The organism is Campylobacter sp. RM12642 (genome assembly GCF_020137635.1).
GTDB lineage: Bacteria > Campylobacterota > Campylobacteria > Campylobacterales > Campylobacteraceae > Campylobacter_E.
This window is the reverse complement of record NZ_JACGAT010000024.1, coordinates 1-25438: the sequence shown is the minus strand read 5'-3', so window position 1 is coordinate 25438 and position 25438 is coordinate 1. Positions and strand designations below refer to the sequence as shown.

Genomic DNA, 25438 nt, shown 5'->3' with positions numbered 1-25438 from the left:
GATTGTTCTTTCAATGTTTTCATTAATAGCTTTAGCCATATCTCCGAACTCATCTTTAGAATTTAAATCAATCTTACTTGCTGTTTTTCTTTCGTGATTTATTAGTGAAAATACTTCTCTTAAGCCTTTTTGAATGATTTCAAGTGGGCGTAAAGATTGCTTGATTAATAAATATAAAATAGCTGAAATTATTAGCAATGAGATGATAAACATTGTTAGGTTTTGTTTTAATAAATTATTTAAATTTTCATCAAAATCTTTGTTTTCATTAGTGCTACAAATTGTCCAATTTAATTTATCATAAGTTGTACAAACTGCATTTTTATCATGGTTTTCAAAATTGTATTCAATAGTTTTAAACCCGTTATAATCTTGTGCTTTAGACAATTCTTGTTTAATTGTGTCTATAACAGGATTTTGTTTTAATTCATACTTTGGATTTATATGTAAAGTAAATTGATTGTGTGTATCAAATGCAAATATCGCATTTGTAGCTGAGTATTTTAGTTTTAATACACTATCTTTTAATGGTTTTAGAGTTAAGTCTCCGCCAATTACTCCAATAATTTTTTCATTTTGCATAACCGGAGCATAAATTGTCGCTATAACTGTCTTTAATCTATCATCATAATAAATATCGTCACTTAAATTTACAACTTTATCAACTAAAGCTTCTTTAAACCAATTACGTTCCCTAGCATCAAAATCCTTAATTATATGTGCTGCTTCTTCATTACCCTTATAGAATGTTTTGCCATCTTTAACCTTAGCAAAATATAAAGCATTAAGTCCTGATGGAGAATATAATAAATTTAGTCTTCTTAAAATCATATCTTCATCTGTATCAATATTAACTTCTTCAATAGCTTTAGCAAATTTTGTTAAAAAATTCATCTTACCAGAGAAATATGAATCTACATAGAGCATTGTAGCTTCAAGTGTTTTTTGTTTACCTAAATTAGAATAATTTACAGCGTCATTTTTAGAACTGTTATAATTTAGCAACCCTAATAGAATAAAACAAATAACTAATGGAATGCTTACTAATAGTGGTATTTTGTTAGTTAATTTCATAGATTTTCCTTTAAAAGTAATTGCTTAAATGAAAGATTATAGATATTAAGAATTAATTAAAACTTAATCTTTGTGTTTTGTATTTTTAAATAGTAGTAAAAATTCACTCCCTTTATTTAGCTCGGAATTTAACATTATTTTAATTTTATGTATTCTAGCTATCTTTTTTACTATTGAAAGTCCTAAACCTGTGCCTTTTATTTGCTTGTTTCTGCTTATTTCTTGTCTAAAAAATCTCTCATAAATTCTATTTTGAATATCTTTGCTAATGCCTATACCAGTGTCTTTTATGGATAAAACTATGTGTTTTTTGTTTATATTTAAACTAATAATTATTTTGCCATTATCTATATTATATTTAATCGCATTATCAATTATATTATAAAGCATAGTTTTTATTAGTTTTTCATTGGAAAAAAATATAAACTCATCTATATCCATAAGTATTTTTATATTTTTTTCACGGATTTTAAAATCTAATTCTTTAATAATTTGACTTAAAACATTGCTTATATTTACATTTGTCATCTCAAAATTATTAACTTCATCTAAAAATGATAATTTAATAATCTCATCAATCATCTCAAGTAAAGCACTTGATTGATTGTAAATTGTATCTATGAATTGCTTTTCATCTTCTTTTTTGACTAGATTATTTTTAAGCATTTCAGAGCTTAACATTATTGAAGTAAGTGGAGTTTTTAGCTCGTGAGTAACATTTGCACTAAATTCTGCTCTAATCTTTTTAAATTGTTTATTATGTTCTTTTACTTGAGATAAAAAAGTCTTTAATTCATTGTATTGAAATGATTTATCAAGCTCGTTTATGTCAAGTTCGTATAATGGTTTTACTATGCTTTTACTTATAAAATATGCAAGAGTTAAGCTAAGTAATGTTATTAGTAAAAATACTAAAAATATTGTTTTAAAAATTTCTATTTTAAAATCAAGATTTATAAAATAAATATTATCAAAAACGCTAAAAATCGCTGCTTGTAATAGTATCAAAACAAAAAATGAAACAAAAAATATAGCAAAAAATATCCTAGTTCTCATAAGCTATTTTATATCCTACTCCACGAATTGTTATTATGTATTTTGCATAATCTTTTAATTTATTTCTTAAAGTATTTATGTGTATATCTAAAGTCCTACTTGAAATATTTGCTCCCCAAATCTCTTTTAATAAATCTTCTTTTTTAAGGCAAATGTTTTGGTTTTTAATGAGTTTTGTAAGTAATTCAAATTCTTTTAAAGTAAGGCTTATTTCTTCTTCATTAATGCTTACTATTCTAGTTTTTAGATTAATTTTTAAATCTTTAAAAATGATTTCATTATTACAATCAATTCTTCTTAAAATATTTCTAATTCTTGCTAGGAATTCTAAAATAGAAAAAGGCTTGGTAATATAATCACTTGCTCCTAAATCAAGACCTTTTACCTTATCGTTTTCTTGATTTAACGCACTTAGCAAAATCACTTCAATAGCTTTTGTTTTTTCGTTAGATTTTATTTTTTTTAGGATACTAAAACCATCTTCGCAAGGTAGCATAATATCAAGCACTAAAATATGTGGAATTTGATTGTTTAATTCGCTAAAAAGCTCTTTTGCATTAATTAAACTAATGACTTTAAAACCACTGCTTTCTAAAGCATATTTTATTAAGTTATTAATGCTTAAATCATCTTCTAAAACATACACCAAAGGTAAATCTTGCATAAGTTATCCTAATTAAAAAATATTTAAAATATTACAAAAAATAAGTAAGAAAAATAATATGAAAATAATTATTAATTTAAATAAATTCTAAATACTAAATTAATTTTGGTTTGTTTATCAAAAATAAATACAATTTCACTCATTTTTTAAAAAAGGAGAAAATTATGAAAAAAGTATTATTAAGTTTAGCAGCATTATCTTTATTAAGCACTGCAGCAATGGCTAACGATGGAGCTACATTATTTAAAAAATGTGTTGCCTGTCATGGTAAAGCAGCTGAGAAAAAAGCTCCAGGTGCAGAAATTATCATCAATACTTTAGATGAAAAAACAATTTTAGAAGCTTTACAAGGTTATAAAGCAGGAACATTTGGTGGAAAAGCTAAGAAAACTATGGAATTACAAGTTAAAAATCTTAGCGAAGATGATATGAAAGCATTAGCTGCTTATATCGTAACTTTAAAATAATTCTTAAGTTCAGGAGCAATCCTGAACTCTTTTACAAACTAACAACAATTTTCATCATAAACATACAAATAAAAGCATTTAAAATACTTGTTATTATTAGTAGTATCCAGTATTTTTTAGCAACTCCTGCAACAGCTAATAATCTTCCTAAATACTGAAGTTGAGCTCCCATTAAAAATATAGCAGGTAAAACTATGCTAACTCCAATATTATCAATAACCCCATTTGCATATAAATTAACAGCAATTCCAACTCCAGCCGAAGTGCTAAGCCACGCTGATAAAAGTATAGTAATTGCTTCTCCTGGTAAGCCAAAAATATTCATAATAACGCCACAATAATCTCCTAAGAATTTCATAACTCCTAAGATTTTTAACATTTCAGCTATTACATAAGCCATTAAAACATTAGGAATTAGATTATATAAAGCGATATTAAAACCTTTTTTAGCACCTACTATAAAAATATCTAATGGGTTTTTGCTCTCATTATTCATTCAAAATCCTTTTTATAAAATGTATTTAAAACTATTCTTACGAAAATAGCTCCTACGAATTTCATAATTAGCATTAATACAAGTGGAATTATTGGTAAGCATACTAAATGTCCTAATAATGCTGAACCTATTGCAAAAAAGTTATTAATCATACCAGCCCCACTATATTGCCAAGCGCAAATTACTACTAAATCTTTATCGTTTATATAATTTTTATCCCTTGCTTCTTTACTCATAGCAGCACCTGCATCTGTGCTTTGTAAATCAGTAATTAATATAAGCCCACATAATCCAGGAACTCCTAAAATAGGTTTTAAAATAGGATTTAATAATTTTTGAGCAGCCTTAATAGCTCCATAATGCTCCATTACTTCAATTACTCCAAGTGCAAGCATTACAGCAGGAATTAAGCTAAATGCAAATAAAAATCCAGCCCTAGCACCACTTCCACCATCTCCTATGAAAGTCGTAGCTTTTATATTAGCTTCATCTAGGATTTTTGGGATTTTACCAAAACCACCTGTTAAAGTAGAAAAATCAAAAGCCTTTAGCATATCATGTCCTGCTAAAAGTCCTGAAAAAAATAAGATTAAAAATATTAAAGCAAGATAAGCACTAGGTTTTACTTTTCCTACTTCAAATTCTGTAGCTTTTTGCATACTACTCCTTTTAAATAAAATAAAGTTTTTATTCTACAATATTTTTTAAGAAAACAATAAGAAATAGTTATTAGTATTTATATTTTTTAAAGGAGTTAATATGGAAGTTATCAAACATTATGAGTATTTACACGAAATTCCAGAGCTTGGATTTAAAGAATTTAAAACGAGTGAGTATTTAAAAACTACTCTTAAAAATGCAGGTTTTAGTATAACTAATATAGGAGATACTGGTTTTTATACGGAGTTAGGAAGTGGTAGCAAGGTAATTGGACTTAGGGCTGATATTGATGCTTTAGGTCATATAATTGATGATAAAGCTTGTGCAAGGCATACTTGCGGGCATGATGCACATATGTCTATGCTACTTAGTGCAGCTTTAAGGGCAAAAGAGCAAAATATCATTAAAAATAACAAAATAAGATTTATATTCCAACCTGCTGAAGAATTAGGCTGTGGGGCTTTAAAGATGATAGAATTAGGAGCTTGTGAAGGTTTAAGCTCTATTTTTGGAATGCATATTCGCCCAATTCAAGAATGCCCAAGTCCTAAAGCAATAGCTTCAATGTATTATGCAGCAAGTTCAGCTATAAAAATTACTATTAAAGGCAAAGCAGCTCACGGAGCAAGACCACATTTAGGAATTAACGCAATTGATGTAGGTGTTAGCATTATTGATGCTGCGAGAAAAATTTATATAGACCCAAATAAACCAAGTAGTATAAAAGCAACTAGATTTATATGTGATAGTGGGGTTACTAATTCAATTCCTAGTGAAGCTATTTTGGTATTTGATTTAAGAGCTCAATATAATGATAGTATGCAAGAGATGAAAGAAAAACTTGAAAAAATCATAACAAATATAGCAAATGCTTATGATGCTAAGGTGAGTTTTGAATACTTAATCAATATTCCCGCAGCTGTAATTAACAAAGATTTAGCTAAGATTTGCGAAAAAGTTATAAGCAATACTTTAGGAGAAGAGAATTTAATCAAAGAGCAATTTACACCTGGTGGGGAAGACTTTTTCTTCTATCCTATTAAATTAGGCATTCCATCAGCATTTATGGGCTTAGGAGTTGATTGTGCTCCTGGACTTCATCATCCTGAAATGAGTTTAAATAAAAATGCCTTAGAAAATGGTGTTAAATTGTGGCTTAATTTAATGCTTGAGCTTGAGAATTTAAAATAGGAATTAGATGAATTATAAATTAGGCGTTATTTTATTAATTGATTTATGCGTTTTATTGTGGCAAAACAGCTTTTTAAGTATTAGCCCTTATGAATTAAACGAGCTTAGCTCAAATAGTTTTAATGGGCTTTTTGCTAATTTTGCCTTAAGTGTTTTTGGCAATGAAAATATAAGATTTGCTTATATAATCTTGCATATTTTAAGCAATATTTTGCTATATAAAATATCAATTAAATACCTTAAAAATAACGCCTATATATCTAATATTATCTTTAATCTTACTCCAGGAAGCCTTGCTTCAGCATTACTAATTAATCCTGCAGGAATTATTATATTTACTTCATTACTTCTTGTATATCTTGCTATAAAAAGGCAATTTTATATATTTTATGGAGTATTGATTGTTTGTATTTATATTGATAAAGCTATGATTTCATTATATATTGCTTGTATTTTTTATGCTTATTTTAATAGATTATCAAAGTTATTAATTTTATCAATTTTACTAATGTTTGCTACTTTTATAATGTATGGATATGATTTTTCAGGCAGACCTAGGGGGTATTTTTTAGACTCACTTGCTATTATGTCGGCTGTGTTTTCTCCACCTTTATTTTTGTATTTTTTCTATACGATTTATTATATTAGTTTTAAGGGTAAAAAGGACTTGCTATATTGTATAAGTGCGAGTGCTTTTATAATATGCTTATTATTATCATTTAGACAAAAGCCAGAAATTGCCGAGTTTTTACCATTTTTACTACCTGCTATACCTTTAATAATTGCTAATTTTTTAACTTCTTTTAAAGTGCATTTACCACAATTTAGAGCAAAACATAATGTGATATTATTTTTTGTATTAATTTCTTTAGTGATTAGCTTTTTATTTGTGATATTTAATCCATTTTTATATAGATTTGTTGATGAAAACGAGCATTTTGCTAAAAATTATCATTTAAATAAAGAATTAGCAAAAGAGCTAAAATCACAAGGCATTAATGAAATTAGTGTTCGTAATGATAATTTTAAAGTATTAGAATTTTATGGGATTTTGCCTTGCTATCAAAATTGCAAAATAATCACTCCTTGTGAAAAAGGAAATATCAATATAAACTTTTTTGCTAAAGAATTTTCATTTTGTTTAAAGAATGAAATTTAATATAAATATATAAGTAATTATTGTAATAATTTTCAAAAATTTTTAAGTATCATTAAATAAAATTAAATGAAAATTAATTATTTAAAAAGGAGATTTAATGCAAGTTAATTTATCTAATATTTATAATAATACTTATCATAAAATGGGCGAGAGTTTTGGTGGAGTAAAGAGCGAAAGCGAATTAAAACAAATTGATGAAAATATCAAAAATAATAAAATTGATGATATAAAAACAGGCAATAATAGTGGCAATAAAATCTATTTTGAAAGTAAAAATGGCATAAGTTCTGCAAGTATTAGTGATGAGAGTTTAGATAAATTAAAAAGCCATTTTGATAGCAAAGACTTTTATAAGCGTGAAGATGGCAGTATTATTTTAAATGGTAATGCAGAAAAATATATAAGTGGTTGGTTTAGTGATATTGCTTATGCTAGGGGATATGTAGCTGCTAATAAAAACAATAATGATTTTTTAAATAAAGATGAATTATTAGAGCTTAATGTAGTAGCTAAGTTTAGTTTAGATGGAACAGATCCGCAAAATTATCAAAGCTATCAAAAAATTGAGCGTTTTTTAGCTGATAATACTACGATTTTAGATTCTGTGCCTAAAAATATTGATGAAGCATTAAATCAAACAATATTATCAAATAGTGATTTTGATGATACGATAACTTTAGGTGAGAGCGAAGAATTTGCAGCTAATAAAAATCCACAAAACCTAAACACACAAAATACAAGCACTCAAAATGTAAATCTAGCATCAAATGAAATAAAAAGCACTAATGTTGATGATGAAGAAGCAAAGAAAAAGCAAGAAATCGCAAACGCACTATCAAGCCTAACAAGGATTAAAAACACAATTAATACAAACGGAGTAAAAGCACTTAGCAAGGCTGATTTAGATAAACTTGAAATCTTAAACATTGACCCAAATTCATTGCAAAATCCTCAACTTTTAGAGAAATTTAACAAAGCTAGTGATAAAGCTAACGAGCATTACGCTAATTTTTTAAATGTTGATAAGACTTATATAGATGAGAAAATGGCAAAAAGTGATGAGTTTTTAGGTGATTTTACTCACGATAGTGCTGATATAGTAAAAGATTTGCTAAAGAATAAAACGCTAGATAAATTAGCATAAATTAATATGATTTAATTCAAATTCAATTTTAGAATTTGAATTAAGTATTTTTTAAATAATATTTATATGAAGACTTTTTAAAATCTCTAAAGCCTTTTGGTGCAAGTCTTCATCATAACTAGCGGTTGCGTTTTTATCTATAAAAATATTTGCATTAGGAAGTGCAGATTTTGCAATTACTGCATTTGATAAGACACAAATATTACTTACAAGTCCAACTATTTCAATATTTTTATAGTTTTTATTGCTTAGATAATTTCCAAGTTCAATTGAGCCAAAAGTATTTTTATAAAAGCATAAATGATTTTTAGAAAACTCATTTAATTTTCCATAAATTTCTATCCCATTTGTGCCTTTAATACAATGTTTAATAGGTAGATTTTGCCCTTCTATAGTGTCTAAATAATCATCATTATGTGTATCAATAGTAAAGATTATCTCATCATTATTTTTAAGATATTTTTCATATTTTTCTAAGATGATATTTTCTAAATTCTGTGCCTTTAAAAACCCTAAAGAGCCTGTTACAAAATCATTTTGAAAATCTACTATTATTAAAAGATTTTTCATGAATTTCTTAAGTTTTCATATTCGCTTGGAATTAGATTAAGCCTTACATCACAAGGACTAAAGCCAACTCGCTCACCTAATTTAAACAATACTTCAAGTGATTTTATTTGCTCATCTTTTAAGCTAATACTATCATCGTTTGCATAAAGACTTAGATATTTATTAAGCTCATCTTCATTTACTCTCACTTCGTTTTTGCCAAGCAATATACGACTTAATAAAGCTTTATTTTGAGTAGCGACTTTTACTGCACGAGTTAGCTCATTTTCAATTTTAATCGCATCGCTTAGCATTAAAGATCGGCGTATTGCCATTCCACCAAGTGGTAAGGTAAGCACTTCGCCACATTCAGCCTTGCAAAACTCCGCCCAAATATCCCAAATCTCACGCTCAACTCTTAATTTATCACTAAAATTAAGAATACTCTCATGTATTAACACCCCAGCATCTACACTACCATCTAAAACAGCTTTTTCTATATCTAAAAAGTTCATATAAGTAATTCTTGCATTAGGATATGCTAGTTTAAAAATTAAAGCATTTGTGGTATTTTCCCCACTTAAAGCCACTTTAAAATTAGGTTTTAAAACCTTATCTTTTAGAGTGATTAGTTTTGGACCATAGCCATTGCCAAAACTAGTAGCACATCTTAGCAAGGCATATTCGCTTTGAATTTTAGGATACACAGCAAAAGAAATTGCACAAACATCATAAATATTATTTAAACTTGCTTTATTTAGCGTTTCTATATCATCAGCAACGCTAGTATAATTAAACTCCGAACTTATCCAACCATAGCGAATTGCCGCATACATAAAAATATCATCAGCATCAGGGCTATGAGCTAGGCTAATTTGCTTCATTTAAGCAACCTTTAAAAATGAATTTATGATCTTTAGGTAAAGCTTCATAGATATTAAATGCAAGTTCTCTAATCTCTTTAAGTGCGGCTTTACTAGTTCTAAGAGTTAAGAAATTTTGTAAAGCTCTTGCATTTATACTCCAAGTAAGCTCGGTTTTATAGCATTCTGGCAAGGCATATTTAGCAATATCTTGTGTCATTCCTTCGGTATTTAAAATAATTCTTAGTTTTTCTAAAGCACAAATACTAGCATTATCAACCAAGCGATTTCCAGTTAGCACAATATATTTTTGTGCATTAGCAAAATCAAATTCCTTAAACTCACTTTCATTTCTTAGTTCTTTTAGAGTATATCTAGTGCTTTTTACTGATAAACTTGCGTGGCGGTGTCTTGCTAATTCTTGCAAACAAGCTCTTGAAATGCCTTGAATATAAAAATTATAATTTAAATGTTCAAGCGTGCTAGAGTGCTTATAAATATTTCCGATACGATTTATTAGTTCGCAGTCTTTTTCTCCTCCGTTATCGCCTTTATCAAAGCTTTGCCAACAAGTTCTCATAGCGTGAGAACAGATATTTAGTGGGGTGTAATTAAGTAGTGTAATTCTCATTATTTGCCTTTAATTTGATTTTTTTCATTATAGTTTTTTTATATAAATCTTAAGGAAACTTCAATGAATATGCTAAAAATCTCAATTTTAAGTATTTCCTTAGCAACCGTTACAGGTGGAGCTGCCGTTGCACCTGCTTTAGGACTTATTGCTAAGCATTTTTCAAATGATAGTGAATTACTTATTAAATTAATTATTACTTTACCTTCACTTTTTATTATCTTTTCAAGCTTAATTTTTGCAAAATTAGCAAATTATTTAAGCGTTAAGCAACTTGCTTTTATAGGCTTTACTTTATTTATAATAGGTGGAGTTGCTCCATTTTTCTTAGATGACATAATTCAGGTTTTGGTGTTTAGAGCGATTTTAGGCTTAGGCACTGGCTTTTTAATGCCATTAAGTGTTTCTTTACTTGGCTTTTTATTTAAAAAAGAAGAGCAAGGAAAACTAATGGGACTTAGTGCAATGTGTAATCAACTAGGAGCAGTTATTACCGTTAGTTTTTCTGGCTTTTTAGCGTCAATTTCTTGGCAATATAGCTTTTTAATATATCTTTTTGCTTTGGTTTTATTTGTTTTAAATATGATTTTTTTACCTAATATAAAAATAGCGGAGAAGAAAAAGAAATTAGATTTAAGAAATATAAAAAATCTTAGTGGAATTTATATTAATTTATTTTTAGTCCAAGTTTTGTTTTTTAATTTTACGAATAATTTTTCAATAATTTATCAAAAAGAGCAAATCATTAGTGCAAGTTTTATTGGTGTAATTATGGGATTTAATGGCTTGTTTGGTGCAATTGCTTCTATGAATTTACATAAAGTTGTCAAAAAAATTAGAACAAAAATCAAAATCTTAGGAGCATTTATTTATATTTTAGCCTTTTTACTTTTTGCTATAAGATTTAGCGAACATATAGAAATCGCAGGAATTAATTTAATGTTAATTATAGGAATAATTGCAGCTATTTTAAATGGTCTTGCAGTTGGCTTTAGCTTACCATTTTTGTTTTCACAAATTAGCACTAGAAGTAAAAAACAAAACCTAGCTACAAATATGGCATTAGCTAGTATTGCGACATTTAGCGGACAATTTTCTAGTCCATTAATAGATGAATTATTAGAACATATTTTCAATCTTCATCATCCAAGAGACGCATTTTTAATAGCTATGTTTATTGCAATATTCTTATTTATTTATAATCTTAGGTTAAAAATCAAATTAAGAAATTAAAAAAAGGAAAGGTATGGCAAAAGCAAAAGAAACAGCAGTAATTGAAGATAAGGCAAAAGCCCTTGAAGCTGCATTAAAAGGCATTAATAAAGCTTGTGGAGAAGGTGCTATTGTTAGATTTGGAGATAAGCCTATTGTAAAGGCTGAGCCAATTTCTACAGGCTCACTTGGGCTAGATATTGCACTTGGAATTGGTGGAGTTCCTAAAGGAAGAATAGTAGAGATCTATGGGCCAGAAAGTAGTGGTAAGACAACGCTAACACTTCAAATCGTAGCTCAAGCTCAAAAGATGGGTTATACTTGTGCTTTTATTGACGCTGAACACGCACTTGACCCTGTGTATGCTAAGAATTTAGGCGTAAATATTGATGATGTTTTAGTATCTCAACCAAGTTGCGGAGAAGAAGCATTAGAGATTGTAGAACGCTTAGCAAGTAGTGGAGCGGTAGAGCTTATAGTAGTAGATAGTGTTGCTGCACTTACTCCTAAGGCTGAAATTGATGGAGAGATGGGAGATACTCATGTAGGTCTTCAAGCAAGACTTATGAGCCAAGCTTTAAGAAAGCTTACTTCAGTAGTTAGCAAGATGAACTCAATGGTAATTTTCATAAATCAAATTCGTATGAAAATAGGTCAAACAGGTTATGGAAGTCCAGAGACAACAACGGGTGGAAATGCGCTTAAGTTCTATGCAAGTGTAAGAATTGATATTAGAAAAACCGCTACATTAAAACAAGGCGAAGAGCCTATTGGAAATAGAACAAAAGCAAAAATAGTTAAAAATAAAGTTGCACCTCCATTTAAAACAGCAGAATTTGATATTATGTATGGAGAAGGCATTAGCTACGAAGGCGAATTAATTGATTATGGTATTAAGCTTGATATTGTAGATAAAAGTGGTGCTTGGCTTAGCTATGGTGGTAATAAACTAGGTCAAGGTAGAGAAAATGCTAAAATTTTCTTAAAAGAAAACAAAGAAATAGCAAATGAAATTGCAGAAAAAATTAAAGCTAGTATAGGCGATGATATTACATTAGAAGGAGAAGTTGGTGAAAATAGCGAAGATTGATGCACTTGAAGTGCTAGATAGTAGGGGTAATCCTAGCGTTAAGGTTAAGGTTGTTTTAGAAAATGGTATAAGTGGTGAAGCAATAGTTCCAAGTGGTGCTAGCACAGGGATTAATGAAGCTTTAGAATTAAGAGATGGTGGGAGCTATTTCTTCGGTAAAAGCGTAAGTAAAGCAGTAAATAATGCTAAGCATGTTGCAGCTGGACTAATAGGCAAATGCGTATTTAATCAAAGAGAAATTGATGAGCATTTATTAGCAGTTGATGGCACGAGTAATTATTCTAGCTTAGGTGCTAATGCAGTTTTAGGAATTTCAATGGCAGTTGCAAAAGCAGGAGCAAATGCTAGTAATTTACCATTATATAGATATTTATGTGGAGAGTTTAACGCACTTCCTACACCTATGCTAAATGTATTAAATGGTGGAGCTCATGCTGATAATAATATAGATATTCAAGAGTTTATGTTGCTTCCAACGGGTTTTGATACTTTTAAAGAAAAATTATTCTCAAGTGCAATTACTTATCATACTTTAAAAGATATTTTAAAGAAAAAAGGTTTAAGCACAGCATTAGGAGATGAAGGTGGATTTGCACCTAATTTAAGAAGCAATGAAGAAGCTATTGAATTATTGCTAGAAGCTATTAATAAAGCAGGTTTTAGTGGCAAAATCAATCTAGCATTAGATGTTGCAGCAAGTGAGTTTTATAGTGATGGAAAATATGATTATGAGGGCAAAAAGCTAAGCAGCGATGAGATGATTAATGAGTATGAAAAATTATTAAAATATCCTATTTTAAGCATAGAAGATGCACTTGCAGAGCAAGATTATGAAGGCTGGGTTAATTTAACTAAAAAAATCGGCTCAAGAACACAATTAGTAGGAGATGATTTATTTGTAACTAATGTTAAATTATTACAAAAAGGCATTGATGAAGGTATGGCAAATGCGATTTTAATCAAGCCTAATCAAATCGGCTCAATCTCTCAAACAATAGACGCTATTAAACTAGCTCACGCAAATGGCTATAATACTATAATGAGCCATAGAAGTGGGGAGAGCGAAGATAATTTCATAGCTGATTTTTCATTAGTTTGCAAGTATATTAAAACAGGTGCTCCTGCAAGGGGAGAAAGAACAGCTAAATATAATAGATTGCTTGAAATTGAAGCAGGATTTTAATGCAAGAATTATTAGACAATCATAATTATAAAAAGTCTAATTTAAAGATTTTTACAAAGGGCATTTTAGAAATTGCCCTTTATGTATTTATTTTATTTTTTGGGCTTTTTGCGATATTGTTTTCTAAATCATCAATAGAGACAACTATGATGCTAGATGCAAGGATAGAAAAGCTAAAAAATCAAATATACGAGCTTAATAAAACCAACGCACAATTACAAAAAGATTATTTTGAATTACTAAGCATTCAAGGCGATTATGATAATTGATTTTTCAAAATACTCAAGCGTAAAAATCGGCGCAAATTGTGAAGTAAAAGTAATTGATGAGATGATTAAACACGATTATTTAGTCATTGGAAATGCTAGTAATTTGCTAATCAATCAGCCTAAAAATCTTGCAATTTTAGGCAAAAAATACGAATATATTAAAGAATATAATGATTATTTAGAAATAGGGGCTAGAACTAGCTCGTATAAATTATTTAATTATTGTAAGAAAAACAATCTAACAGGTTTAGAATTCTTATCGCACCTACCAGGACAAATGGGCGGTATTACTAAAATGAATGCAGGAATGAAAGAATTTGAAATAAAAAATTATATTTTAGAAGTAAATGTTGATAATGAATGGATTAAGCCAAATTTTACTTATAGAAATAGTGATATAAAAGGCACAATTTATGCTATTAGACTTAGATTAAACAAAGGTTTTAGCCTTGAATTAGTAGAACAATTTAGCAAAATGCGAGAAAATCAGCCAAAAGGTGCTAGTTTTGGTAGTATTTTTAAAAACCCACAAGGCTTTAGTGCAGGAGCATTGATTGATAAAGCAGGGCTTAAAGGCAAGGTAAAAGGCGGTGCAAAGATTAGCGAAATGCACGCAAATTTCTTAATAAATTTTAATAAAGCTAGTTTTGAAGACGCATTGTATTTGATAAATCTAGCACAAGATGAGGTTTTAAAGCAATTTAAAATACTTTTAGAACCTGAAGTTCTTATTTTAAATTAAATTCCAATATAAAAATATTTCAAAAAATTTTTAATTTATTTACTTTTGTTAATGGGGGGGGGTATTATAATCATTATCAATTTAAAAATTTAATAAATTATTTATATTCTAAGGAATTTGTTTTGAATATTTTCAAAATTATCATATTTGTATTGATTTTAGTAGGTTTATTGACATTTACGGCTTATTCTATTTTGCTTAGTTTTGAAATTATTTAAAGCTTTTATCTTATTGATTTAGACAATTAACCCTAAAATATCATTAAAATTAATATTTTTATTCAAAATATACAAATAATTTTTAATTTCCTTGCATTTTGCTATCTTTTAGGTTATTATTTTGGCTTATTTTTTTAAAAAAGGAGATTATTATGAGGAGTTTACTTTGGCTCAGCTAGGAGCACTTTTTCTAAAGTAGGTTTTGTTTTAGCCCTTGCGGGTGGTGCTGTTGGACTTGGAAATGCGTGGAAATTTCCTACAATGGTTGGGACTAATGGTGGTTCTGCCTTTGTTTTACTTTATTTATTCTTATGTTTAACCTTAGGTTTATCTTTATTTTTAGCAGAAATTGCATTAGGAAAAATTACTAAAAGTGATTTAGCTACAAGTTATTTTACCCTTGCTAGATTTAAGCCAAAATTATGCAAAATGGGTGGAGTTTTTATGCTTACTGGCATACTTGTATTATCGTTTTATTTAGTGGTTTTATCTTTAGTATTTCACTATATATTTTTAAGTTTTTCTTTACCTAATACCTTAGATGAAGCAGGAACGCTTTTTAATAATGCAATAGGCGAGAATTTATTTATTAGCATAATTTGCTTTAGTGTTTGCTTTTTTATGACTATTTATATAGTTAGTCGCGGGATAATTAATGGGATTGAGAAATTAAATGTGATTTTAATGCCTGCATTATTTGTAATACTTTTATTAATGCTAGGTTTTAGCTTTACTCAAGATGGATTTTTAGATGCGTGTGAGTTTTTATTTAAACCTGACTTTTCTAAATTAGGGCTTAATTCTTTGCTTGATGCTTTAGGACTTAGTCTTTTTACTTTATGTCTTGGGATAGGTTGTATTAGCACTTATGCTGCTAGTTTAGATGAAAAAACTAATATTTTAAAATCAAGTTTATTTGTAGTGTTTATAAATCTTTTAATAGGTCTTATGATGGGACTTATTGTTTTTACTTTTGTATTTAAATTCGGAGCAAATCCTAATGAGAGTGGAGCAGGACTTGTATTTGTTAGCCTTGCTACTTTATTTTCAAAATTTGGTTTTTTAGGCGAAATTTTATCATTTAGCTTTTTTATAGCTTTATTTTTTGCAGGAATTACGAGTGCTGTTTCTATGATTGAGCCATTTACTTTTTATCTTGAAAATAAAATGAGTAGAAAAAAAGCTTTGATTATTATTGGAATTTTTGTTTATATAATAGGTATTTTAGCTCTTCTTGGAATGGCTAATAAGCTTAGCTTTAATACTTTTGATGCTTTAGATTTTTTCACAAGTAATATAATGCTTCCTTTAGGAGTGTTGTTTTCTAGTATTTATGCTGGATTTTTAATGAAAAGATATTCATTCTTTAAAATCTTTTTACCTATATTTGGCAAAAATTTAACTAAGTTTTATTTTATTTTTTTAAGATTTGTAACACCAATTATAATAATTTTGATATTAATTAATAATTTTTACCCCTTAGGAAGTTTTTTAAAGTAGAATTAGGCAATTTTTATTTACAGGAGTTAAAAATGTTAGAAGATTTAGGCATAAAGCCGGAGAAGATTTTTTACAATTTAAGTTATGATGAGTTAAGAGCTCACGAGTTAGAGTGCCGTGAAGGTGAAGTTTGTCAAAATGACACATTTGCAGTTGATACAGGTATTTTTACGGGTAGAAGCCCTAAGGATAAGTATTTTGTAAATTCTCATCCATCAAGTGAAAATATAGCGTGGGGCAATGTAAATAGGGCTTGCACTAAAGATATTTTTGATGATAATTTAAGAAGAGCAAAAGAATATTTAAATGGCAAAAAGCTTTATGTTATGGATGTATTTTGTGGAGCTAGCCTTGATAGTAGAAAAAAAATAAGATTTATAACAGAAATTGCGTGGCAAGCGCATTTTGTTAAAAATATGTTTATTCGCCCAAGTGATGAAGAACTTAAAGACTTCAAACCTGATTTTGTAATCATAAATGCGTGCAAATTAAAAAATGAAATGTATAAATATCAAGATTTAAATAGCGATGTATTCGTAGGATTTGATATAGAAAATAACATAGGATTAATTCTTGGCACTTGGTATGGTGGCGAGATGAAAAAAGGTGTGTTTTCTATGATGAATTACTGGCTGCCTTTACAAGGTAAGATGAGTATGCATTGTAGTGCGAATGTTGGTAAAGATGGAGATGTTTGCTTATTCTTTGGTCTTAGTGGCACAGGTAAAACTACTCTTAGCACAGACGCAAATCGTGCTTTAATAGGTGATGATGAGCATGGTTGGGATGATAATGGTGTGTTTAACTACGAAGGTGGTTGTTATGCAAAATGTATTAATCTTGACCCAAATAGTGAGCCTGAAATTTACGCAGCGATTAAGAGAAATGCTTTACTTGAAAATGTAGTTATAACTTGCACTAAAGAAGTTGATTTTTGTGATGCTAGTAAGACAGAAAACACTCGTGTAAGCTATCCAATAGAGCATATTGAAAATCACGAACCAAGCTTAAAAGCAGGTCATCCATCTAATATAATTTTCTTATGTGCTGATGCTTTTGGTGTTTTACCTCCTGTATCAAAACTAAACAACACTCAAGCAATGTATTATTTTTTAAGTGGATATACTGCAAAAGTTGCAGGAACTGAGCGTGGTATAAAAGAGCCTGTTGCTACATTTTCTGCTTGTTTTGGCGAACCATTTATGCCGCTTAGTCCTAGTGTTTATGCGAAATTATTGGGCGAAAAGATTAAAAAACACAATGTAAATGTATATTTAGTAAATACCGGTTGGAGCGGTGGAAGTTATGGCGTTGGTAAAAGAATGAGTATAAAAGCAACTAGGTCTTGCATTAACGCTATTTTAGACGGCTCTATTCAAAATTGTGAATATTACAATTATGATGTATTTAATTTAGCAGTGCCAAAGAGTTTAGATGGGGTTGATGAAAGATTATTAAATCCTATTAAAACTTGGGAAAATGAAGCTGATTTCATAGCTACAAGAGATAAATTAGCAAAAATGTTTATAGAGAATTTCAAAAGATACGGCGATAAGGCTAATGAGTTTTTAGACGCTAGTCCTAAGCTATGAGCCTAGATAGTTTTTTACAATTTAAAATAAACAAAGATGGTTTAAAACCAAGAAAACTAGATACCTTACCACGATTTGCCCTAATTTATGGGGCAATTTCTAGTGGTAAAAAATCTTTAGCATTTTATAATTTAGATGAATTTACTTATATTAATATGAGTGATTTAAGATTTATAAATGCTGATTTTAAAAGCTTCATAGAAAAAAATAAAATCAAAAATTTAATAATAAATGAGCCTTTTTTAGAATTTGAATTAGGAAATTTAGAGCGTTGTTATATATTAAGCTCTAATAAAAATTATTCTTATAAAGACTTTATTAAAATAAGGCTTAATTTTTTAGATTATGAAGAATTTATTTCATTTTCAAAGAAAAATTATAGCCCTAGTGAGCATTTATCAAATTATTTATTATTAGGGCAAAATCCTGCCAATGTGGATTTAGACCCACTTAACGCTGCTTTAAATACTCAAGCTATTTTAAAACAACATTTAAGCGAAAACGAAATAATCACTCTTAAAGAATTAGCTTTAAAAATAGGCGTTCAAACAAGTATTTTAAGTCTTTTTAGTGAGTTTTTAAAACATAAAAAAATAGCAAAAAATGATTTTTTTAAATGCGTTTATTCTTTAGAAGATAGATTTTTATTGCATTGGGTAAAGCATATTAAAAAAAATCTAAAAAAGCCTTATTTTTATGATTTTTCAATGAAAAACTCACTTAGTTTTAAAAAGGATTTTTCTAAAACTTATGAGAATTTAATAGCTAATGAACTTTTGATGGTTTATGATGAGATTTTTTATGATGATGATATAAATTTTATTATTAGTTCGGCTAGTTTAGGAATACTATGCGAAGCTTTTACTAATAAAGATTTTATAAAACTAAAAAGCAAAAAATTAAGCAAAAAAGCCAAAGAATTAGGGCTTAAAAATATCTTAGTTTTATCATTAAACGAGCAATTTAATTTCGTTAATGATGAAATTAGATTTATAGGACTTACTTTAAATACTTGGCTAATTTCAAAGGAATTAAATGATTGGGATTGATGAAGCTGGGCGTGGAGCGTTTGCGGGTCCATTAGTGCTTGCAGCTTGTAAGCTAAAAATAAATATAAACGAATTAAATGATAGTAAAAAACTAAGTGCAAAAAGGCGTGAGAATTTGTATGAGATAATTAAGCAAAACTCTGATTATTTAGTAGTTTTTGTTGATAATGAATATATAGATTTAAATGGAATTAGAGCGGCTTATCAAAAAGCTTTAGGAGAAATTATAGAACATTTTGAAAAAGATGAATTATTATTTGATGGTAATACTGATTATGGAATGGGTATAAAAACTCTAATAAATGCTGATGAGATAGAGCCTTGCGTTATGGCTGCTAGTATTTTAGCTAAGGTTAGTAGGGATAATTTTATGGCTAATTTAGATGATAATTTATATGATTTTAAATCTCATAAAGGCTATGGAACCAAAACTCACATAGAAGCTATTAAAATTCACGGCTTAAGTTTATTACATAGAAGGAGCTTTTGTGCTAAATATAGTAGATGATTATTTAGCTACTGCTAAGGGTAAAGAGCTTTTAAAGGCTTTAGATTACGAATATGAAAATAATATAATTTATCCACAAAAAAAGGATTTATTTAAAGCCTTTAAATTATGTGAAATTCCAAAAGTAGTGATTATAGGACAAGACCCATATCACGATGGAAGTGCTGATGGTTTAGCGTTTTCATCTAGTATTAAAATTCCACCTAGTTTAAGAAATATTTTTAAAGAAATCTTAAATGATTATCCAAATGAAGCTGTATTTTTACAAAGTGATTTGAGCTATTTAGCAAGACAAGGCGTGGCATTATTAAATGCAAGTTTAAGCGTGCAAAAGAGCAAACCTAATTCTCACAAGCATTTATGGGAAGATTTTTTTCTTTATGGTATACAAAGGATTAGTAATGATTATGATAATTTAGTCTTTATGTTGTGGGGGAGTTTTGCAAATAATTATGCAAAATATATTGATACTAAAAGGCATTTAATATTAAGCTCGGCTCATCCAAGCCCACTTGCAAGGGGTAAATTTTTTAACAATCAACATTTTTTAAAGTGTAATGAATACTTAAAATCAAAAAATAAAAGCCTAATTAATTGGCTAGAATAGTTTTTAATAATGCTTAATTTATTAATCTTTTGTATAATGTAAGTTTTTTCAAAAAGGAGCAAAAATGGCAGATTTAGATAAAGAATTAGAGGTTTTGTTTAAGGACAATACAGATGATTATTTAACTTATGAGATGATAGTTAAGTTATTTAAAAAAGCTCCAACAGCAGCAAATATAAAGACTATTAAGAATTTAGTAAAAGAATATAATGTAAATCTTCTAAGCTCGGCAGAAATTGCTAAAATGAGAAATCTAAAAGAAGCAAAAGAAAGAGCAAAACAAAGAGAATTATTAAGAGAAAATGAATTAGAAGGCGATTTAAGCAAAGATTATGATTTAAGTGAAATTAGTAGAAGTGAAAGCCCTGTTAGAATGTATTTAAGAGAGATGGGGCAGATTGATTTGCTTAGCAAAGAAGAAGAAGTTGAAATAAGCAAAAGAATTGAACTTGGCGAAGATATTATAATTGACGCTTTTTGTAGCGTTCCTTATCTAATTGATTTTATATTAGACTATAAAGATGCTTTAATTAATCGCGAGCGTCGTGTGAAAGAATTGTTTAAGAATTTTGATAATGATGAAGATGAAAATGAAGAAGATTTAGAAGAAGATGAATTAGATGATAGCGATGAAGAAAGAAAGCCTGTAAAATCTTTAAAAGAAGATAAAAGAGCAATTAAAGTAATTGAAAGCTTTAAAGCTTTAGAAAAGGCAAAAAAAGAATGGTTAAAAAGCTCACATAAAGAGCAACTTAGCAAAGATGAATTGCAAAATCATATAAATATTGCTTTCAAAAAGAATATTTTAAAAGAAAAATTATTAGCTTTAGGGCCAACTTCTAAACTAATTAATGAAATCGTAAAATCTATGGAAACGGTTTTAAAAAGTGATGTAGATTTTGATAAAGAATTAAAACGCTTAGAATATCGTTTGCCTATGTTTAGTGATGAATTAAAAGAAAGACATAAAAAAATCTTAGATAATATTACCAATTTAAGTAAAGAAGAAATCACAGAATTAGCTTTAGAAAATACTATGGTTAGCACTTATATGGAGATTAAAAAACTATTCCAGACAAAAGAAGCTAGTGAAAATTGCTTTGATATGGATAAAGAAAGATTAAAAGAGATTTTAGAGCAAATCAAGCGTGGTAAAAATATTAGCGATACTGCAAAAGGTAAGATGGCTAGGTCAAACTTAAGATTAGTTGTAAGTATTGCTAAACGCTATACTAATCGTGGTTTAGCATTTCTTGACCTTATTCAAGAAGGAAATATCGGTCTTATGAAAGCGGTTGATAAGTTTGAATATAAGCGTGGATATAAATTCTCAACTTATGCTACTTGGTGGATTAGACAAGCAATTAGCCGTGCGGTAGCTGATCAAGCAAGGACAATTAGAATTCCAATCCATATGATTGATACGATTAATAAAATTAATAAATTTAGTAAAAAGCGTGTTCAAGAATGTGGAAAAGAGCCTACAATTGATGAAATTGCTAAAGAAATAGGTATGAGTGAAGATAAGGTTAAACAAGTTATGAAAATAGCAAAAGAACCTGTAAGTCTTGATGCACCTGTTGGAAGTGATGATGATGGAAGATTTGGTGATAGTGTAGAAGATAGAAGCAGTATTAGTCCGCTTGAGCATATTTTAAAAGAAGATTTAAAAGAGCAAATAAATGGAGTTTTAGAGCAACTTAATGAAAGGGAAAAAACCGTTATTAAACTTCGTTTTGGACTAACTGATGATGAGAGTGATAGAACTCTTGAAGAGATAGGAAGTGAGTTAAAAATCACTCGTGAGCGTGTAAGACAAATAGAAAGCACAGCTATTAAAAAACTTAAATTCCCTAAATACGGAAAACAATTAAAAGGAGCAAGTTCATGAAAAAATATGAAATATTTAATGTAAATTGCTCTCATTGTGTTAAAAAAATTAAAGATAATTTAGAAGATGAGTTTAATAATATTACTTTTAGTGATGATTTAAAAACAATTATCATTGATTGCGATGATAAAGATTATCTTAGCAAATGCTTAGAAGAACTTGGCTTTAAATTAGGCAAAGAGATTTGAATTTCAAAAGGCTTTTTAAAAATTATTATTAAAAAGCCTTTTTATAGCGTTAGAATTTACAAAGCAAAAAAACAATCAATTTTATTTTAATATTAGTTAAGATTATAAGCTAAATAACGATTTGAGATTAAATCTAGGTTATGAAAGAATTTTCGGTGCTGATTTTAATATTAACAATCAATTTAACATAGCTATAAGATATATTCTAAAACATTTCTAGCATTGCTATGGATTAATATTAAATATTTTTTATTACTAAACGAAACAATATAATTATAAATCATAAAATAATATTAATAATTTTATAAAGCTTGAGTTATAATGCAAAAATTATTTTATAAATAATATTAATTTATTTGAATATATTTATAGGTTGTTTAAATGAGATTATCAAATACTAATATTACTAAGCCTATTTTGAATGTTGTGTGTCAAGATATTAGAGCTTTAAACCAGGTTGTTTTTAATCAAGCAGAGCAAGTAAAGGCTACTGATGTAAAAAGCATATATAATACCGAGTATAAAACTAATAAAAATGATTTTTACAATACTTATTTTTCTTTTAATCAAAAAACAATAGGATTTGATTTAAGCAATAAAAATCGTGAAAAATTACAAGAATTTTTTAATGAAGATAATTTTAAATATTTTGATGATAAATTGATTTTGCAAAAAGACGCTGCTTCTTATGTTGGTTCTTGGTTTAATTATGTTGCTTTTAAGCAAAACTATTTAAATGCAGATATTAATAAAAATGGTGTTTTAAATAAAACTGAAATGTTAGATATAAAACTTCAATTTCCAAATAGCAATGTTTTTACTAATATTAGTAAAACTGATATAGATTGTCTGGAGCTTTTAGGAGAATTGCAAAACTATACAAGTATTAGCAATATGATGAATTATTATATTCAAGATGATAAAAATTATGATTTAGCAATAACAGGTCTGGAGAAAAACGGAGTAGCTGGGATTAATTATGTAGTAGAAATAATTATGAATAATATTGATAAAAATAAATTGCAACAAAGTATTGCTAAAGCAACTCAAGAAGATATCAAAAGACAAAGCGATTTAGCCAATGCTCTTATAAAAATAAATAACGATGATTATAGTAAGCTTAGTGAAGATGAGAAAAAAATCTTAAATTCTTTAAATATAGAAATTAATCTAATAAATATAATAGGTGAAGATAAAATAAATGAATTGGTTAAAAATAATAAATTAGATGATTTTATAGATTTTACTAAAGACTTTTTAGAAGAATTAAATAATATAAAATTAATTAACATTAAGGTTTAAAATATTTTTTTTAATTTAATGTTACTAAAAGTTACAATTTATCAAGATATTAAATAAAATAGTAATAGTATTAAATAAAATCAAATTATAATAATTCAAATCAATTTTAATATATTTAATTTCACAAAAATACTAGTTCGTATCATAAGTTTTGGTATTTTAAGATAGCTTTTTTGTAAGTATTCTAAAGATATTAAAGACCAATTAATTGTGGTTATAGCTATAAATATCGCAAGTATATGTGTATGAATTATTGATTTAACGGCAGACTTTATTGCCGTTATGTTTTTAAATATTTAATTAAAGTAATAAACATTAAGGATTATTTATGAAACACTATATTAACAATACTTCTAACACTCCAATTATGTGGCAAGATAATATTGCTAAAAAAGAGTTAAGCACACAAGAACTAGCAAGTATAAATGCTAGTATAAAGAGCAATTCTTTTAGCGTTAAAACAAATAGAGCACAAGATTATAATACTTATTTTAAATTTGGTAATGAAAACATTGGAGTGAAATTAAATGAAGCTAGTATTGAAAAATTAAAAGATTTTTTTGATGAAGATAATTTCATTAAAACTAATAAAGGAATTATTTTAGATAAGGATGCAGCTGCTTATGTCGCTGGATGGTTTAGTGATATTGCATATAAACAAAAATTTCTTGAATCAGATATTAACAATAACGGAGAATTAACTCACAAAGAAGCAAGGAATACATTAAGTGGATTTGATGAAGATGCAGTTCTTATAAGCGATGAAAAAACCAAAGAAAAATATATAGTTTCAAATTCTATTACAAAAACTTATAAGAAAAGTGATTTTTTACCAAAAAATGATGGTTATTATTCAGATATTTCAAATTCTATCAATGATGCTATAAAAGATGATAAAAATCTTGATGGTATTATTACATTTGGTGAGTTTATGGATGTAGGTGAAAAGGGATATTTTGAAGATTTTATGAGCGAAAGTGGTTCTAGTGCTCCTGCAATTAGCCTTGATGATTTGATAAATGGACTTACTAAGCATTCTAGGCAGCTTGCCGAAAAAGCTGAAGAAAAATTAACTGAAGTAATAGCCAAGATTAAAAAGCTTGGAGTTGATAAGTTAGACCAAAGTGATAAAGATGTATTAATTCAGCTAGGAATTGACCCTGCACCTTATGAGAGCGAATTTAAATTAAAACAGATTATAAGTGATAAACTAAATATAAGTCCTGATAAAGTAGAAAGCCTAGCAAGTGAAAATAAATTAGATGATTTTGTAAATTTTAGTGGAAATTTTGCAATAACTCTTAGTGAAACAAAATTACTTGATATAAAAGCTTAATTTTTAATTTAAATTCTTTGTAATAAAATGGGCTAGTTTAGGGTAATAAACATTAAGGAACTTTATGAAAATAGATATCTCGCAAGTAAAAAATACTGCTATTGCTAGGAAAAGTGATATAAAAATTAAAGAATTAAACACTCTTGATATAAATAAATTAAATGCAAGTATTAATTCAAATTCTTTTAGCTTTAAGACAAATAAAGAGCAAGATTACAATGTATTTTTTAGACTTGATAAAGATAATATCGGGGTAAAGCTTAGTGAAAATAATATTAATAGATTAAAAGAATTTTTTAATGAAGATAATTTTATTGATACTAATAAAGGAATTATTTTAGATAAAGACGCAGCGTCTTATGTAGTGGGTTGGTTTGCTGATACGGCATATACAAGAAATTATCTTGCAGCCGATAAAGACAATGATGGAGAAATTACGGCTTTAGAAGCTTGGAATTTGTTTGACTTAGTTAATGTAAATTATGAATTATTACAAGATAAAAATAAAGAATATTTCCTAAAGGCAACAAATATAGATGAAACTTATGATTCAAATAGAATAGCTCATAGTATTGAAGGTAAGTCTGATTTAAGTGAGGCATTAGATATTATAATTGATATGGACAAAGACTTAGATGGCAAAGTTACAGCGGGTGAATATTGGAATGTGGAAGATAAAGATTATATAAATGAGTTTGGGATTGTATATGATGATGAAAATCACTCTTTTATGAGTATTCCACATAAAAAAATTAAATTTAATATAGCAGAAGAAGAGCTTAAGAGATTAAAAGAAC

At 28.0% G+C, this 25438-nt stretch carries 26 protein-coding genes and 1 pseudogene; 19 read left to right on the top strand and 8 right to left on the bottom strand.

Annotation, left to right across the window (positions count from 1 at the left end):
* From AVBRAN12642_RS08055 to AVBRAN12642_RS08045, 3 genes are all read right to left on the bottom strand, one after another.
* A partial coding sequence (locus AVBRAN12642_RS08055; protein WP_336608191.1) for a HAMP domain-containing protein occupies window positions 1–1074 on the bottom strand: 1074 nt, incomplete at its 3' end.
* A gap of 63 nt (window positions 1075–1137) precedes the next feature.
* Entirely contained in the window at window positions 1138–2130 is a 993-nt protein-coding gene (locus tag AVBRAN12642_RS08050; protein ID WP_336607612.1) for a sensor histidine kinase, read from the bottom strand.
* Window positions 2120–2794, bottom strand: coding sequence for a response regulator transcription factor (locus tag AVBRAN12642_RS08045; protein WP_250325869.1), 675 nt, complete (start codon window positions 2792–2794; stop codon window positions 2120–2122). The genes AVBRAN12642_RS08050 and AVBRAN12642_RS08045 overlap by 11 nt, the downstream gene beginning before the upstream one ends.
* A gap of 164 nt (window positions 2795–2958) precedes the next feature.
* Here AVBRAN12642_RS08045 and AVBRAN12642_RS08040 point away from each other — a divergent pair, with 164 nt between their 5' ends.
* Window positions 2959–3261: a c-type cytochrome gene (locus AVBRAN12642_RS08040; RefSeq protein ID WP_336608190.1), complete on the top strand. Its 303-nt coding sequence runs from the start codon at window positions 2959–2961 to the stop codon at window positions 3259–3261.
* A 31-nt stretch (window positions 3262–3292) separates the two neighbouring features.
* Here the strand turns inward: AVBRAN12642_RS08040 and AVBRAN12642_RS08035 are convergent, their stop codons facing one another.
* Together AVBRAN12642_RS08035 and AVBRAN12642_RS08030 are read right to left on the bottom strand one after the other, a co-directional pair.
* The gene (locus tag AVBRAN12642_RS08035) at window positions 3293–3757 is read right to left on the bottom strand and encodes a YjiG family protein (RefSeq protein WP_214118626.1); all 465 of its coding nucleotides are present in this window, start codon (window positions 3755–3757) and stop codon (window positions 3293–3295) included.
* Window positions 3754–4416: a hypothetical protein gene (locus tag AVBRAN12642_RS08030; RefSeq protein ID WP_239803031.1), complete on the bottom strand. Its 663-nt coding sequence runs from the start codon at window positions 4414–4416 to the stop codon at window positions 3754–3756. The genes AVBRAN12642_RS08035 and AVBRAN12642_RS08030 overlap by 4 nt, the downstream gene beginning before the upstream one ends.
* 100 nt (window positions 4417–4516) lie before the next feature.
* Here AVBRAN12642_RS08030 and AVBRAN12642_RS08025 point away from each other — a divergent pair, with 100 nt between their 5' ends.
* The 3 genes from AVBRAN12642_RS08025 (at window position 4517) to AVBRAN12642_RS08015 (ending at window position 7911) form a co-directional block, all read left to right on the top strand.
* Window positions 4517–5608 (top strand): amidohydrolase, encoded by a 1092-nt coding sequence (locus AVBRAN12642_RS08025; RefSeq protein WP_336608189.1) that lies wholly within the window; start codon window positions 4517–4519, stop codon window positions 5606–5608.
* Window positions 5609–5615: 7 nt separating this feature from the next.
* On the top strand, window positions 5616–6767 hold the full coding sequence (locus AVBRAN12642_RS08020; protein WP_336608188.1) for a hypothetical protein: 1152 nt from the start codon (window positions 5616–5618) through the stop codon (window positions 6765–6767).
* Window positions 6768–6864: 97 nt separating this feature from the next.
* Entirely contained in the window at window positions 6865–7911 is a 1047-nt protein-coding gene (locus AVBRAN12642_RS08015; RefSeq protein WP_336608187.1) for a hypothetical protein, read from the top strand.
* 51 nt (window positions 7912–7962) lie between these two features.
* On the opposite strand, the gene AVBRAN12642_RS08010 is transcribed toward AVBRAN12642_RS08015, so the two are convergent.
* From AVBRAN12642_RS08010 to thyX, 3 genes are read right to left on the bottom strand one after another with little or no spacing between them, the layout of a single operon-like run.
* The gene (locus AVBRAN12642_RS08010; protein WP_214150212.1) at window positions 7963–8481 is read right to left on the bottom strand and encodes a cysteine hydrolase family protein; all 519 of its coding nucleotides are present in this window, start codon (window positions 8479–8481) and stop codon (window positions 7963–7965) included.
* Window positions 8478–9344, bottom strand: coding sequence for a menaquinone biosynthesis family protein (locus tag AVBRAN12642_RS08005; protein ID WP_336608186.1), 867 nt, complete (start codon window positions 9342–9344; stop codon window positions 8478–8480). Before AVBRAN12642_RS08005 ends, AVBRAN12642_RS08010 begins: the two co-directional genes overlap by 4 nt.
* The gene (gene thyX, locus AVBRAN12642_RS08000) at window positions 9331–9954 is read right to left on the bottom strand and encodes an FAD-dependent thymidylate synthase (protein WP_336607608.1); all 624 of its coding nucleotides are present in this window, start codon (window positions 9952–9954) and stop codon (window positions 9331–9333) included. The genes AVBRAN12642_RS08005 and thyX overlap by 14 nt, the downstream gene beginning before the upstream one ends.
* 63 nt (window positions 9955–10017) lie before the next feature.
* Here thyX and AVBRAN12642_RS07995 point away from each other — a divergent pair, with 63 nt between their 5' ends.
* The 15 genes and pseudogenes from AVBRAN12642_RS07995 to AVBRAN12642_RS07925 form a co-directional block, all read left to right on the top strand.
* Window positions 10018–11187, top strand: a complete 1170-nt coding sequence (locus AVBRAN12642_RS07995; protein WP_336607607.1) for an MFS transporter — start codon at window positions 10018–10020, stop codon at window positions 11185–11187.
* A 13-nt stretch (window positions 11188–11200) separates the two neighbouring features.
* Window positions 11201–12256 (top strand): recombinase RecA, encoded by a 1056-nt coding sequence (recA, locus tag AVBRAN12642_RS07990; RefSeq protein ID WP_214118609.1) that lies wholly within the window; start codon window positions 11201–11203, stop codon window positions 12254–12256.
* Window positions 12234–13439 (top strand): phosphopyruvate hydratase, encoded by a 1206-nt coding sequence (gene eno, locus AVBRAN12642_RS07985; protein ID WP_336608185.1) that lies wholly within the window; start codon window positions 12234–12236, stop codon window positions 13437–13439. Before recA ends, eno begins: the two co-directional genes overlap by 23 nt.
* Window positions 13439–13708 (top strand): hypothetical protein, encoded by a 270-nt coding sequence (locus AVBRAN12642_RS07980; RefSeq protein WP_214118605.1) that lies wholly within the window; start codon window positions 13439–13441, stop codon window positions 13706–13708. The genes eno and AVBRAN12642_RS07980 overlap by 1 nt, the downstream gene beginning before the upstream one ends.
* A complete protein-coding gene (locus AVBRAN12642_RS07975; protein ID WP_336608184.1) occupies window positions 13698–14450 on the top strand; it encodes a UDP-N-acetylmuramate dehydrogenase in 753 nt (250 codons plus the stop codon). The genes AVBRAN12642_RS07980 and AVBRAN12642_RS07975 overlap by 11 nt, the downstream gene beginning before the upstream one ends.
* 395 nt (window positions 14451–14845) lie before the next feature.
* A pseudogene (locus AVBRAN12642_RS07970) lies at window positions 14846–16168 on the top strand (sodium-dependent transporter); the annotation flags it as partial.
* A 32-nt stretch (window positions 16169–16200) separates the two neighbouring features.
* A complete protein-coding gene (gene pckA / locus AVBRAN12642_RS07965; RefSeq protein WP_214118600.1) occupies window positions 16201–17760 on the top strand; it encodes a phosphoenolpyruvate carboxykinase (ATP) in 1560 nt (519 codons plus the stop codon).
* Window positions 17757–18809, top strand: coding sequence for a hypothetical protein (locus AVBRAN12642_RS07960; RefSeq protein ID WP_214118599.1), 1053 nt, complete (start codon window positions 17757–17759; stop codon window positions 18807–18809). The genes pckA and AVBRAN12642_RS07960 overlap by 4 nt, the downstream gene beginning before the upstream one ends.
* On the top strand, window positions 18796–19317 hold the full coding sequence (locus AVBRAN12642_RS07955) for a ribonuclease HII (RefSeq protein WP_336607606.1): 522 nt from the start codon (window positions 18796–18798) through the stop codon (window positions 19315–19317). The genes AVBRAN12642_RS07960 and AVBRAN12642_RS07955 overlap by 14 nt, the downstream gene beginning before the upstream one ends.
* Window positions 19298–19924 (top strand): uracil-DNA glycosylase, encoded by a 627-nt coding sequence (locus AVBRAN12642_RS07950; protein WP_336607605.1) that lies wholly within the window; start codon window positions 19298–19300, stop codon window positions 19922–19924. Before AVBRAN12642_RS07955 ends, AVBRAN12642_RS07950 begins: the two co-directional genes overlap by 20 nt.
* Before the next feature lie 64 nt (window positions 19925–19988).
* Entirely contained in the window at window positions 19989–21815 is a 1827-nt protein-coding gene (gene rpoD / locus AVBRAN12642_RS07945; RefSeq protein WP_214118593.1) for an RNA polymerase sigma factor RpoD, read from the top strand.
* Complete coding sequence (locus AVBRAN12642_RS07940; RefSeq protein ID WP_214118591.1) at window positions 21812–22003, top strand: hypothetical protein; 192 nt, start codon at window positions 21812–21814, stop codon at window positions 22001–22003. The genes rpoD and AVBRAN12642_RS07940 overlap by 4 nt, the downstream gene beginning before the upstream one ends.
* A 381-nt stretch (window positions 22004–22384) precedes the next feature.
* Window positions 22385–23305: a hypothetical protein gene (locus AVBRAN12642_RS07935; protein ID WP_336608183.1), complete on the top strand. Its 921-nt coding sequence runs from the start codon at window positions 22385–22387 to the stop codon at window positions 23303–23305.
* 328 nt (window positions 23306–23633) lie between these two features.
* The gene (locus tag AVBRAN12642_RS07930) at window positions 23634–24641 is read left to right on the top strand and encodes a hypothetical protein (RefSeq protein ID WP_336608182.1); all 1008 of its coding nucleotides are present in this window, start codon (window positions 23634–23636) and stop codon (window positions 24639–24641) included.
* Between the two features lie 64 nt (window positions 24642–24705).
* A partial coding sequence (locus AVBRAN12642_RS07925) for a hypothetical protein (RefSeq protein ID WP_336608181.1) occupies window positions 24706–25438 on the top strand: 733 nt, incomplete at its 3' end.